A 12,673-nucleotide genomic window follows, 5' to 3' on the forward strand; every position below is an offset into this window, starting at 1 on the left:
ATCGTGGAACGCGCGACATGGACGATGCACGCACGCTCGCCGCCCATCTCGGGATCCTCGACCTGGAAAGCCTGCACGCCCTCGACGCGTCGATCTACGACGAAGCCCCGGCGATCGATGCGCAACTCCGCTTTTCGGGCGTCCTGGACGCGTCGTCGTGAGACCCGCCACGCTGCACGCGCTCGCCATCCGCATCCGCGAGGATGGCGAATGGGATCATCACAGCCGCGAGTTCCTCGACGCATTCTACGCGCTCGACGGCGAGATCGAGCGCCAGGCGGCGATGATCGCCGGCGATCCCGGACTCGTCGGCGACCGCCGCGCCGACGCCTATCTCGGTGCGATCGCCGAGCATCTTGCACGCCGTTGGGCATTGCCGATCCCCGGATGGGTGCGGGACGACGCGCGTTACCTCACCACGGCGTGGTTCCTGCCGGACGAGCCGAACCTGCGCGACTACCTGCTCTGCGCGAGCCCGGTCGCCTTCCGGGTTCGCCTGATCTTCACGGGTCCGGATCCGCTGCAACGCGCGCGATTTCCCTATCGCCGCGGCGTTCGAAGCCTGCCGCTCGATTATCCGCCGCCGGACCTCACACCGAGCCGACGTTGCGAAGCCGCGCCCGCGCGTGAATCTCCGCCTGGCTCATCACCGGCGTCTCGCGGCGGAAGCGCTCGATGATCGAGCGGACGAACGGCCGGGCCTGGACCGAGGTGACGAGCACCGGCATCTCGCCCATGCGGGCGGCGGTCTCGAACCGGTCGCGCACCGTCTGCACGAATTCGGTGAGTTTCGAGGGCTGCATCGCCAGGTAGCGCTCGTCGCGCTCGCCGACGATCGAATCGAGGAAGGCCTGCTCCCAAGCCGGCGACAGGGTGATGATCGGCAGCATGCCGTCGGCGCCCTGATACTGCGCACAGATCTGGCGGCCGAGTCGCGCGCGGACGTGCTCGACGATGTCGCGCGGGTTCTTGATCGATCCGGCAACCTCGGCGATGCCCTCGACGATGGCGCCGAGGTCGCGGATCGAGACCCGCTCGGCCAGCAGGAACTGCAGCACCCGCTGGATGCCGGTGGTGTTGATCTGCGAGGGCACGACCTCCTTGACCAGGTCGGCGTGCTCCTTGGACAGCTCGCGCAGCAGCTTCGAGACCTCGACGTGGTTGAGAAGTTCCGAGACGTGCGCCTTGATGATCTCGGTGAGGTGCGTCGAGACGACGGTGGCCGCATCGACTACCGTGTAGCCCTTGAGCTGGGCCTGATCGCGCAGGGACGCGTCGATCCAGGTCGCCGGCAGGCCGAAGGTCGGCTCCAGCATGTGCTGGCCGGGAAGCTGCACCTGCCCGCCCATCGGGTCCATCGCCATGAACTGGCCGGGGAAGATCTGGCCGGTTCCGGCCTCGATCTCCTTCACGCGCACGACGTACGCGTTGGCATCGAGCTGGACGTTGTCGAGGATCCGAACGGAGGGCATGACGAAGCCGAGATCGGCCGCCAGCTGCCGGCGCAGCGCCTTGATCTGGTCGGTCAGCCGGTCCTGTCCCTCGCCGTTGACGAGGGCGAGGAGGGCGTAGCCCATCTCGAGCTTGAGCTCGTCGAGCTTCAGGAGGTCGGTGACCGTCTCCTCCTTCTCCTTGGCCGCGGCCGCCACCGCCGCCGCGTCCATCGGCACGCCGGCGGCATCGAGCGGGGGTGCCTCGCGGGCGGTCTTCGCGAACCGCCAGGCGGCGTAGCCGGAGGCGCCGGCGAGGGCGAGGAACGGAAGCATCGGCATGCCGGGCATCAGCGCGATCAGCACCATCACGCCCGAGGACATGCCGAGCGCCTTCGGGTAGTTGGCGAGCTGCTTGCCGAGCGCCTTGTCGGCCGAGCCCTTCACGCCGGCCTTCGAGACGAGGATGCCGGCCGCGGTCGAGACGATCAGCGCCGGAACCTGCGAGGCGAGGCCGTCGCCGATGGTGAGCAGGGTGTAGCTCTTGGCCGCCGCGCCGATCGCCATGTCCTGCTGCGCGACGCCGATGATGATGCCGCCGACCACGTTGATGAAGGTGATGAGCAGGGCCGCGATCGCGTCGCCGCGGACGAACTTGGAGGCGCCGTCCATGGCGCCGAAGAACGACGATTCCTCCTCGAGCGCCGAGCGCCGCGCCTTGGCGACCTTCTCGTCGATCAGGCCGGCCGAGAGGTCGGCGTCGATCGCCATTTGCTTGCCGGGCATCGCGTCGAGGGTGAACCGCGCCGCGACCTCGGCGATGCGGCCCGAGCCCTTGGTGATCACGACGAAGTTCACGATGATCAGGATCGCGAACACGATGATCCCGATGACGAAGTTGCCGCCCATCACGAAGTTGCCGAAGGCTTCGATCACGTGGCCGGCCGCCGCCGTGCCCTCGTGACCGTGCCCGAGGATCAGCCGGGTCGAGGCGAGGTTGAGCGCCAGCCGCAGCATGGTCGCCATCAGCAGCAGCGTCGGGAAGACGGTGAACTCGAGCGGGTTGTCGATGAACAGCCCGGTCATCATGATCAGCACCGACATGATGATCGACACGGCGAGCAGCAGGTCGAGCAGCACCGACGGCAGCGGGAAGATCAGCACCGCGAGGATGCCCATCACCGCGGTGGCGAAGAACAGGTCGGTGCGCTTGGTGAGCGCATCGAGGCTGGCGCGGTTCGGCATCGAGAAGCCGGCGAGCGCCGACAGGCCTCCGCTCCGCTCCGACGCGATCGCCGTCTCGCTCATGTCCACCGCTCCCGCCCGCGACGGGCGGACCCGGCAAGATCTGCCGGGCGGATGGTTAGCGGCGCCTTAACGGACGCGATCGATGCCTAAGGCCAAGCTGGAACCCGGCTCGGATCCCGGGGCTTGAACGGGCTCGGGATCGGGCCCGCCGTCCAGGCGGGTTGCGCGATCCCAGGTTCGACACCGGAGGAATGCCCATGGCGATGCGAGCCATCACCGCCCTGTTCGACGATTACGACGCGGCAGCCCGCGCGGTCGACAAGCTCGAGGCCGAGGGCATTCCGCACGGCGACATCAGCATCGTCGCGAACAACGCCGAGGATCGGCACGCCGGGCGCTTGGCCCCCGTCGGGGATCCGACGCGCTCGTCCGACCCGAACGACGCCAACGTCGGAGGCGCCGGCACCGGCGCGACGCTCGGCACCGTGCTCGGCGGCGGCGCCGGCCTCCTGGCGGGGCTCGGGATGCTGGCGATTCCCGGCATCGGCCCGGTGGTGGCGGCGGGCTGGCTCATCGCGACCGCAGCCGGCGCCGGCGTCGGCGCGGCGGCGGGCGGGCTACTCGGCGCGCTGACCGGCGCCGGCCTCAGCGAGCACGAGGCGGAGACCTATGCGGAGGGCGTGCGCCGAGGCGGGACCCTCGTCACCGCGCGCGTCGACGAGGGCCATGCCGACCGCGTCCTCGCCATCCTCGATCGGCACGGCTCGATCGATCTCGACGAGAGGGCGCAGGGCTGGCGGGCACAGGGCTGGACCGGCGGGATGACCGGCTCGGACGGGGCGAGGGGTGAGATCGGGTCGACCGCGACCGGCGCCGCGGGCTCGACCACGACGGGGCTCGACACCGAGAGCGGCCACACCCTGCTGCCGGCGGAGGAGCACAAGGCCGCGGGCACGCCGCCTGCGCCGACCCAGACCTTCGGATCGGACCGCCGCTGACCCCCCGAACCTGGTCGCCTTGCGGCGATCAGGTTATCTGCTTGCGGGCAAACAGGGCGGCGGCGAAGAACACCGCCGCGCCCGCCGCGACCAGGCTGCTCATCAGCAGGCGCCGCGGCTGCGTCGAGGATTCCGCCAGCACCGGCTCGACGATCGGGCTGAAGAACTCGATCTGCCGCGCCGCGATCATCCGCGCGCGCTCGTTGGCCGCGATGACCTTGGCGTAGTATTTCTCGGTGTCCTTGCGCTCGTTGTCCAAGGCTTCGAAGCGCGTCAGCGCGTCGGAAAGCAGGCGCTTCTGCTCCGGATCCTGGCTCGCTGACTGACGCTCGATCCGGCTGATGTTGTCGTCGAGGTCCTTGATCTGCGCCTTCATGTCTTGGATCCGGCGCGATTCCGGTGCGAGGTCGCGCAGCGACATCGTCAGCTGAACCGACAGGTTGATGCGCGCGGCACGAAGCTCGCCGATCACCTTCAGATTGGTCTCGTTGGCCTTCTGCGCGTCGAGGACGCCGTCCCGGTTGCGCAGGTCGCGCACCGCGAGGCGGATCTTGGCGAGGCGTTCCTCGGCGAGGCGCATCTCGCGGTTGCTCTCGGCGACCGCGTCGGTGCGCGCGCGCATGCTGAGCTCGTTCACCATCCGCTCGGCTTCCGCCATCACCGCCTTGGTGATCGCCAGCGACTCGGCCGGGTCGAATGCCGACACCGTCAGCGACATGATGCCGGAGCTGCCCTCGAGCTCGACGTTCACGCGCTCGCGCCAGTATTTCAGGAACTTCTCGATCGGCTTCTCGGCGTCGAAGCGGGAGAAGAAGTCGATCTGATCCCGGCTGAACCATTCCCGGATCGGCAGCTTCGCCTGGATGACTTCCAGCATCGGCCGGCTGAGGACGTACTGGTGCGTGATCAGCACGTCCTGGGCCAGCATCTCCTTGGGAACGCCGGCGTTGGTGCCGACCGCGTCGGGGGTAGCCTTCTCGGCGCCGCCGAGCGCCGGGCGCAGCGCGAAGCGCGCCTCGGTGACGAAGCGGTCGGAGGCGATGAGGCCGTAGTAGATCCCGCCGAGCGCGGTCGGCAGGACGAAGCAGAGCACGAACAGGATCGGCAGCCACGGATCGCTCTTTACGTGGCTCTGGTAGGAGCGGATGCCCTTCTTGCGGTCGGCGAAGCGGGACAGCCGCGCGATCTGGCTCAGCGACTCCGCCACCGCCTTGGACCGGTCGGCGGTCGTCAGCGGCTGGCCCTGGGGATTGCGGATCTCGACGTTCATGGACCTGCTGTTTCCGTTGTCCCGGCGGAGGCGGCGACCACCCTCGGCTTCGTGCGCGGCGAAACGATGTCCGCTGCGCCGCGCATCCTCACGCGTTCAGGCGGCGATAGACCTCGATCGCGTCGTTGACGTCCTCGTAGATGATCGCGCGGCCGTTGATCAGCACGATGCCCTGCGTGCACCACTCGCGGATGGTCTCCATCGAGTGGGACACCATGATGACGTCGGCCGACTTGCGCCGCTCGGCGAACACCTCCGAGCAGCGCCGCTGGAAGCGCGCGTCGCCGACCGCCGTGACCTCGTCGATCAGGTAGCAGTCGAACGGGATCGCCATGCTCATCCCGAAGGCGAGGCGGGAGCCCATGCCCGAGGAGTAGGTCCGGATCGGCACGTCGAGGTAGCTGCCGAGTTCGGAGAAGTCCTCGACGTAGTCGAGCACCCGCTTCGGGTCCTCGCCGTACACCCGGGCGACGAAGATCACGTTGTCGCGCCCCGTCATCATCGGGTGGAAGCCGCCGCCGAAGCCGAGCGGCCAGGAGACCCGGAGGTTCCGCTTGATCTTGCCGCTCGTCGGCTCCTCGGTGCCGCCGATCATGCGCATTGTCGTCGACTTGCCGGCGCCGTTGATCCCGAGGATGCCGTAGCTGATGCCGGGCTTCAGCGTCAGCGACACCCGCTCCAGGATCGTGCGGCGGTGGCCGTCGGTCTTGTAGATCTTGGTGACGTTCTCGAAGCGGATCACCGCGGGCCGGTCTCCTCGGCGCGACCGGGTCGGCAGGCCGCCCCGCGGCTGTGCGCACCGAAAACGGCGAATCTGAGGATGGCCGGCCACGCGCCTAATCGACGGCCGGGGCGTGCAACTCGGCGTTGGTGAAGCGCTGCTGCTCCTCCATCACCAACGCGCCGAGCTCGCGCTTGATCGCGTTGAAGTCCTGGCTCGCCGGATCGCGCGGGCGCGGCATCGGCACGACGACGTCGCGTTTGATCCGGCCCGGGCGGTAGGTCATCACCAGGATGCGGTCGGCGAGGTAAATCGCCTCCTCGATCGAGTGCGTCACGAACACGATCGTCTTGCGGTATTCCGACCAGATTCGGAGAAGCTCGTCCTGCAGCGTTCGGCGGGTCAGGGCGTCGAGCGCGCCGAAGGGCTCGTCCATCAGCATCACCGGCGGGTCGAGGGCCAGGACGCGGGCGATCGCGACGCGCTGGCGCATGCCGCCGGACAGGTCCTTCGGATAGCGCTTGCGGAAGTCGGAAAGGCCGAGCGTCGCGACGATGCGGTCAACGGTGACGGTCGCCTCGGGCTTGGGCACCCCCTTGATGTCGAGGCCGAAGCGCACGTTGTCCTCGACGTTCATCCACGGGAACAGCGCGTATTCCTGGAAGACCATGCCGCGATCCGGCCCCGGCTGGGTCACCGGGCGGCCGCCCAGCGTGATCCGCCCGTCGGTCAGCGGGGTGAAGCCGGCGATGGCGTTCAGCAGGGTGGACTTGCCGCAGCCCGACGGACCGAGCAGGCACAGGAACTGGCCTTCGGGCACCGTGGCGGTGATGTCCTGCAGCGCCGCGACCGCGGCGGTTCCGGAGCCGAACACCTTCACGGCGTTCGCGACGACGATCTCTGCGGACATGAACGGCCTATCGCTCGAGGCCGCGATGCCAGCGCAGCAGGTGGTCGTTGAGGCGGCTCATCGCGCCGTCGATGATCAGGCCGAAGATGCCGATCGTCAGCATGCCGCCGATGATCTTGTCCGACCACATGTACTCGCGCGCCTCGAGGATGCGGTAGCCGAGGCCGTCGGAGACCGCGATCATCTCGGCGACGATCACGACGATGAAGGCCGTGCCGATCCCGATCCGCATGCCGGCCAGCACGTAGGGGCTCGCCGCCGGCAGGATCACGCGGCGGAACATCGTCCAGGAATTCGCCCCGAGGTTCCGGGCTGCGCGGATGTAGATCGAGTCGACCTGCCGGACGCCGGCGATGGTGTTGACCAGCACCGGGAAGAAGGTGCCGAGCGCGATCAGGAACAGGGCCGGCGGGTTGCCGAGCCCGAACCAGACGATGGCGAGCGGGATGTAGGCGATCGGCGGGATCGGGCGCAGCACCTGCAGCAGCGGGTTGAACAGCGCGTAGAGCCGGTCGCTGGTGCCGAGCATCAGCCCGGTCGGCACCGCGAGCCCGGCCCCGATGACGAAGCCCGACAGCACCCGCGTCAGGCTCGACACCGCGTCGTGGGGCATCTCGCCGGAGAAGAGCCAGGCGACGTAGCTCTCCTGGCCCGGCTCGTAGGGGAGGGCGGGCAGGAGGCCGGCATACCACTTCACCGCGACCGCGCTCGGCGGCGGCAGGACGATCGGCGAAAACACCCCGACCCGGCTCAGGATCTCCCAGAGGACGAGCAGCCCGACCGGGACGATCGCGCCGCGAAGCGAGGACAGCCGCATCACTTGATCTTCAGCTCGGCCTTGGCCCTGTCGAGAAGATCGGTCTTCACCCACTCGGCGTCGCTCTTGGGCGGGGTCACCATCTTACCCAGGCCATACTTCATCATGTAGTCGGTGGTCGTCTGCATGTGGCCGGCCGGGACGTCGTAGGTGTAGCTCGCGTTGGCCATGCCGTCGCGAAAGTCCTGGCTCGAAAGCTGGCCCTTGAAGACCGATTCCCGCACGTACTTCTCGGCGAGCGCCGGGTCGTCGATGAACGCCTTGGTCGCGGCCACGAACAGCTTGAGGACGCGTCCCGCGATCTCGGGCTTCTCGTTGTACATCTTTTCGGTCATGACGAGCGGACGCACCGGAATGCCGATCGGCGTGTCGTAGGGCTTGACCACCTCGACGCCCCATCCGGCGCTGATCGCCTGGGTAGATTGCGGCTCCGACTGGCAGATCACGTCGACGTACTTCTGCGCCAGCGCCTGGTTCAGGTCGGCGTAGTTGTTGAAGTAGATCAGCTGCACGTCCTTGCCGGCGCGCTCGCCCCAGGTCATGCCGTGCTTGTCGAGCTCGGCGAGCAGCATCAGGTCCTGCGTCCCGCCGCGGACGGTGGCGACCTTGAGGCCCTTCACGTCCTTCAGCGTCTTCACCGCGTCGAGGTCCGGCCGCTTCAGGATCCGCACGCCGCCGTTGGCGAAGCCCGCCACGACGTAGAGCTTCACGCCGTTGCCGCGCGCCGCCACCGCGCCGTCGGCGCCCGAGGCCGATATGTCGATCTGGTCGACTGCCATCGCCGGATAGATGTCGGCGCCCTTGGCGAACTGCTTCTCGTCGATCTTCAGGCCGAACTTCGGGGCGATCTCCTTCATGTACGAGATCGCGCCGTAATGGGCGAACTTCAGGTTCCCGAGGCGGACGACGTCGTCGGCCTGCGCCGTTCCGGCGGCCAGGAACAGGATTGCGGCGGCGGCGGCCGAAGCGCGCTTGAACATCGATGTCCTCCGGTCGCAGGTCGTCCCGCCTGCGTTTGGCCCGACGCTGTACGCCGGGCGTCGCATTGACTAGGCGCGGGCTCGACTGAAAGTAAAGCGCAGGGAGGCGACGCGGTGACAGCTGTTGAAACGGATGAAACCGGCCCGATAGCCGTGGTCGGCTGCGGCACGCTCGGCGCGAGCTGGGCGGCGCTCTTCCTGGCGCACGGCTTCGATGTAGCGGCCTACGACACCGCCCCCGGCTTCGCCGATCGGATGCTTGCGTCCGTCGCCCGATACCGCGATCAGCTGGCCGAGCTCGGCCCGACCGGCACGGGTCGCCTCGAGATCTGCGAGACGCTCGACCAAGCCGTGTCCGGCGCCGTCTTCGTCCAAGAGAACGCGCCGGAGAACAAAGCGGTCAAGCGCGCGATCCTAGCCGAGCTCGACGCGCGGGCGGCCCCCGGCGTGATCGTCGCGTCGAGCACCTCGGCGATGCTGCGCAGCCGGATCGTCGCCGATTGCGGCACGCCCGAGCGCGTGATCGTCGCCCACCCGTTCCACCCGCCGCACCTGGTTCCGCTGGTCGAGATCGTCGCCGGCGACGCCGCGGTCGCCGAGCGCGCGGCGGCGTTCTACGCCGGGCTCGGACGGCGCCCGGTGATCCTGCGGCGCGAGATGCCGGGCCACGTCGCCAACCGCCTCGCCTCGGCCCTGTACCGCGAGGCGGTGAACCTCGTCGCCGAGGGGGTCGCCAGCGTCGCCGACATCGACGCCGCGCTCTGCAACGGGCCGGGCCTGCGCTGGGCGGCGATGGGGCCGCACATGACCTACCATCTCGGCGGCGGGTCGGGCGGCATCCGGCACTATCTCGATCATCTCGGCCCGAGCCAGGTCCGCCGCTGGGAGAGCCTCGGCCATCCCGACCTGAGCGAGGCGGTGAAGGACGCGATCGTCGAGGGCGTCGCGGCGGAGGCGGCCGGACGCTCGCTCGCCGACCTCGAAGCCCGCCGCGACCGGGCGCTGATCGACATCCTGAAGGCCCGGACCGAGGTGGCCGGGCCGTAGCCGGCGCAAGGGTTCGCTGCGGCCATGCGCCGGGCGCAGCGCGACGGCCGCAACGGGCGTGCTATGCGCGGCACCTCCTCGAACACGAACCGGTCGGCCATCCCGTGAACGCCGTGATGATCATCGTCCCGATCTTCGGGATCATCCTGATCGGCTGGGGCGCCGCGCTCGCCGGCCTGCTCTCCGACAAGGTGAGCGAGGGCCTGTCGGAATACGTCTTCGCCATCGCCGTGCCGTCGCTGATCATCGCGACGCTGACCCGGCCCGGCCTCGAAGGCGAGATCGCCTGGGGCTACTGGATCGCCTATTTCGGCGGCGCCGGCGTGTCGTGGCTCGCCGGCTCGCTGATCGCGCGTCGGCGGGACGGCATCGGGCGGCAGGGCGCGATCCTGCACGGCTTCGCTGCGAGCCAGTCCAACACGATTTTCGTCGGCGTGCCGACCATCCTGCAGGCCTACGGCGAGGAGGGCGCGTTCCCGCTCTTCCTGCTGCTCGCCGTCCACCTGCCGCTGATGATGGGCTGCGCCACCTTCCTGATTGAGGCGGAGGCCGGTCGCTCCCTGTGGCAGCGCCTGCGCGGCCTCGCTCTCGTGCTGATCCGCAACCCGATCTTCGTGGCGCTGCTCATCGGGATGGCGCTGAAGCAGGGCGGCGTCGTCCCGTCCAGCATCCCAAAGTCGCTGATCGACATGTTCGCGGCGACCGCCTCGACCTGCGCGCTGATCGCGCTCGGCGCCGGGCTGCGGCGCTACCGGGTGCTGTTCGACCTGCCGGGTGCCGTGGTGATCGCGCTGCTCAAGCTCGTCGTGCATCCGCTGATCGTGTGGCTGCTGGCGACCAAGGTGTTCGCGATGCCGCCGGCCTATGCCGGCGTCGCGACCCTGTTCGCGGCGATGCCGGTCGGCATCAACGCCTACCTGCTCGCCATGCGCTACCGCACCGAGACCGGGCTGATCGCGGCCTCCCTGCTGGTCTCGACGCTGCTCGCGCCCTTCACCACCATCGCCTGGCTGACCCTGCTCGGCCGGGCGTGACAGCGGCGCGCGGCTGACCCTTCGCCGCGCCGGGCGCGGTGGAAGTCGGCGCGCATCCGTCTATCTTCGCGAGCAACGGACCGGCGGACCACCGAACCGGCGAAGACAGTCTCGGAGAGGGACCGACCATGAACGCACCGATGCGCGCGCCTGCCGGAAGCGCCGGCCCCACGGCCAAGGCGTCGGCCGGCTTCGTCTGGGACGACCCGTTCCTGCTCAACGACCAGCTCACCGAAGACGAGCGCGCGATCCGCGACGTTGCGCACGACTTCGCGCAGGAGCGTTTGCTGCCCGGCATCGTCGAGGCCTACGCCGAGGAGAAGACCGACCCGGACCTGTTTCGCGAGATGGGCGCGCTGGGCCTGCTCGGCGTGACGATCCCGGAGGAGTACGGCTGCGCCGGCGCCGGCTACGTCGCCTACGGCTTGGTGGCCCGCGCCGTCGAGCGGGTCGATTCCGGCTACCGCTCGATGATGAGCGTGCAGTCGTCCCTGGTGATGTACCCGATCCACGCCTACGGCTCCGAGGCGCAGCGCCGTAAGTTCCTGCCGAAGCTCGCATCCGGCGAGTTCATCGGCTGCTTCGGCCTGACCGAGCCCGATGCCGGCTCGGATCCCGGCGGGATGAAGACGCGAGCCGAGAAGATCGACGGCGGCTACCGCCTGTCGGGCGCCAAGATGTGGATCTCGAACGCGCCCTTCGCCGACGTGTTCGTGGTCTGGGCGAAGTCCGACGCGCATGACGGCGCGATCCGCGGCTTCATCCTGGAGAAGGGCATGAAGGGGCTCTCCGCCCCGACGCTGAAGGGAAAGCTGTCGCTTCGCGCCTCGACCACGGGCGAGATCGTGATGGAGGGCGTTGAGGTCGGCGAGGACGCGCTGCTGCCGAACGTCTCCGGGCTGAAGGGGCCGTTCGGCTGCCTTAACCGCGCCCGCTACGGCATCTCGTGGGGGGCGATGGGTGCCGCCGAGGATTGCTGGCACCGGGCGCGGTCCTACACCCTGGAGCGCAAGCAGTTCGGCCGTCCGCTGGCGCAGACGCAGCTGATCCAGAAGAAGCTCGCCGACATGCAGACCGAGATCACCCTCGGGCTGCAGGCGTCCTTGCGCGTCGGCCGCCTGATGGACGAGGGCAAGATGGCGCCGGAGATGATCTCGCTGATCAAGCGCAACAATTGCGGCAAGGCGCTCGACATCGCGCGGACCGCCCGCGACATGCACGGCGGCAACGGCATCATGGGCGAGTACCACGTGATGCGGCACGCCCAGAACCTCGAGACGGTCAATACCTACGAGGGCACGCACGACGTCCACGCCCTGATCCTCGGGCGTGCGCAGACCGGGCTGCAGGCCTTCTTCTGACCGGAGGACCGCGACGATTGGATGTTTCGCCGCGGGCACACGATACACCGGTACGTTTCTCTCTCTCGCGCGTTGTTTATCCGACAACATCATTTCGATGAACGAGTGAGAATCTTATGAAACGGATTGTTCTGACATCCGCGCTGATGGTCGGCGCCCTCGCGATGCTTCCGGCGACGGTCGACGCCCGTGGCTTCGGCGGTCGCGGCGGCGGCATCGGCGGCGGTCACGGCTTCGGCGGGGGCGGATTCGGCGGCGGCCGTGGCTTCGGTGGAGGCCGCGGCTTCGGTGGCGGCGGCTTCGCGGGTCGCGGCATCGGCGGCGGTGGCTTCGCCAATCGCGGGATCGGCGGCGGCTTCGCCAACCGAGGCGCGTTCGGCGGCAATGCCGGCTTCGCCAATCGCGGCGCATTCGGCGGAAACCGCAGCTTCGCCAACAACGCGGGCTTCGCCAACCGCGGGATCGGCCGGGGCTACGGCGCCGGTTATGGGCGTGGGTACCGCGGCGGGTACGGTCGCGGCCTCGGATACGGCGCTGCCGGGCTCGGCCTCGGGCTGGCGACCGGCGCGCTGATCGGCGGCGGCCTCGGTTATGGCTACGGCGGATACGGCTACGACGACAACTACTACGGCGGCGGCTATGCGCCGGCCGGCTACGGCTACGGCTACGGCTACAATCCGGGATACACCGAGGTTCAGACCGAGGTGGCGCCGGGGCCGCAGGAATCGGTGAGCTACTGCATCCAGCGCTTCCGCTCCTACGATGTGCGGTCGCAGACCTACCTCGGCAACGACGGCCAGCGGCATTCCTGCCCGTAACGGCATCGTGCCGAACTGAAGGAGAGCCCCGCGGCCGAG

General features: G+C 69.0%; 13 protein-coding genes. 7 read left to right on the plus strand and 6 right to left on the minus strand.

Going from position 1 to position 12,673, the window contains the following annotated elements; translation table 11 throughout:
• The first annotated feature begins 17 nt into the window (after window positions 1–17).
• Window positions 18–161, plus strand: coding sequence for a hypothetical protein (locus MKK64_RS18080; protein WP_243936253.1), 144 nt, complete (start codon window positions 18–20; stop codon window positions 159–161).
• Window positions 158–679, plus strand: coding sequence for a hypothetical protein (locus MKK64_RS18085; protein WP_243936255.1), 522 nt, complete (start codon window positions 158–160; stop codon window positions 677–679). The genes MKK64_RS18080 and MKK64_RS18085 overlap by 4 nt, the downstream gene beginning before the upstream one ends.
• Here MKK64_RS18085 and flhA read toward each other — a convergent pair.
• The gene (flhA, locus tag MKK64_RS18090; protein WP_147728230.1) at window positions 591–2,738 is read right to left on the minus strand and encodes a flagellar biosynthesis protein FlhA; all 2,148 of its coding nucleotides are present in this window, start codon (window positions 2,736–2,738) and stop codon (window positions 591–593) included. The two genes, MKK64_RS18085 and flhA, sit on opposite strands and share 89 nt — an antisense overlap.
• A 197-nt stretch (window positions 2,739–2,935) precedes the next feature.
• Between flhA and MKK64_RS18095 the strand changes: the two genes are divergently transcribed.
• Window positions 2,936–3,676: a general stress protein gene (locus tag MKK64_RS18095; RefSeq protein ID WP_243936256.1), complete on the plus strand. Its 741-nt coding sequence runs from the start codon at window positions 2,936–2,938 to the stop codon at window positions 3,674–3,676.
• A 28-nt stretch (window positions 3,677–3,704) separates the two neighbouring features.
• On the opposite strand, the gene MKK64_RS18100 is transcribed toward MKK64_RS18095, so the two are convergent.
• The 5 genes from MKK64_RS18100 to MKK64_RS18120 form a co-directional block, all read right to left on the minus strand.
• Complete coding sequence (locus MKK64_RS18100; RefSeq protein ID WP_243936257.1) at window positions 3,705–4,946, minus strand: capsule biosynthesis protein; 1,242 nt, start codon at window positions 4,944–4,946, stop codon at window positions 3,705–3,707.
• 88 nt (window positions 4,947–5,034) lie between these two features.
• On the minus strand, window positions 5,035–5,688 hold the full coding sequence (locus MKK64_RS18105; RefSeq protein WP_147726065.1) for an ABC transporter ATP-binding protein: 654 nt from the start codon (window positions 5,686–5,688) through the stop codon (window positions 5,035–5,037).
• 94 nt (window positions 5,689–5,782) lie between these two features.
• Window positions 5,783–6,577: an ABC transporter ATP-binding protein gene (locus tag MKK64_RS18110; RefSeq protein WP_243936258.1), complete on the minus strand. Its 795-nt coding sequence runs from the start codon at window positions 6,575–6,577 to the stop codon at window positions 5,783–5,785.
• Between the two features lie 7 nt (window positions 6,578–6,584).
• Window positions 6,585–7,394: an ABC transporter permease gene (locus tag MKK64_RS18115; protein ID WP_243936259.1), complete on the minus strand. Its 810-nt coding sequence runs from the start codon at window positions 7,392–7,394 to the stop codon at window positions 6,585–6,587.
• The gene (locus MKK64_RS18120) at window positions 7,394–8,374 is read right to left on the minus strand and encodes an ABC transporter substrate-binding protein (protein WP_243936260.1); all 981 of its coding nucleotides are present in this window, start codon (window positions 8,372–8,374) and stop codon (window positions 7,394–7,396) included. Before MKK64_RS18120 ends, MKK64_RS18115 begins: the two co-directional genes overlap by 1 nt.
• Window positions 8,375–8,488: 114 nt before the next feature.
• On the opposite strand from MKK64_RS18120, the gene MKK64_RS28285 reads away from it, so the two are divergent.
• The 4 genes from MKK64_RS28285 to MKK64_RS18140 all read left to right on the plus strand — a co-directional run bounded on the left by MKK64_RS28285 (window position 8,489) and on the right by MKK64_RS18140 (window position 12,634).
• Window positions 8,489–9,421: a 3-hydroxyacyl-CoA dehydrogenase NAD-binding domain-containing protein gene (locus tag MKK64_RS28285; protein ID WP_243936261.1), complete on the plus strand. Its 933-nt coding sequence runs from the start codon at window positions 8,489–8,491 to the stop codon at window positions 9,419–9,421.
• 116 nt (window positions 9,422–9,537) lie between these two features.
• A complete protein-coding gene (locus tag MKK64_RS18130) occupies window positions 9,538–10,455 on the plus strand; it encodes an AEC family transporter (RefSeq protein WP_279593246.1) in 918 nt (305 codons plus the stop codon).
• Window positions 10,456–10,583: 128 nt separating this feature from the next.
• Window positions 10,584–11,816, plus strand: coding sequence for an acyl-CoA dehydrogenase (locus MKK64_RS18135; RefSeq protein ID WP_409567968.1), 1,233 nt, complete (start codon window positions 10,584–10,586; stop codon window positions 11,814–11,816).
• Between the two features lie 116 nt (window positions 11,817–11,932).
• The gene (locus tag MKK64_RS18140; RefSeq protein WP_243936264.1) at window positions 11,933–12,634 is read left to right on the plus strand and encodes a BA14K family protein; all 702 of its coding nucleotides are present in this window, start codon (window positions 11,933–11,935) and stop codon (window positions 12,632–12,634) included.
• The last annotated feature ends 39 nt before the right edge of the window (window positions 12,635–12,673 follow it).

Source organism: Methylobacterium sp. E-025 (assembly GCF_022829705.1).
In the GTDB taxonomy this organism is placed as follows: domain Bacteria; phylum Pseudomonadota; class Alphaproteobacteria; order Rhizobiales; family Beijerinckiaceae; genus Methylobacterium.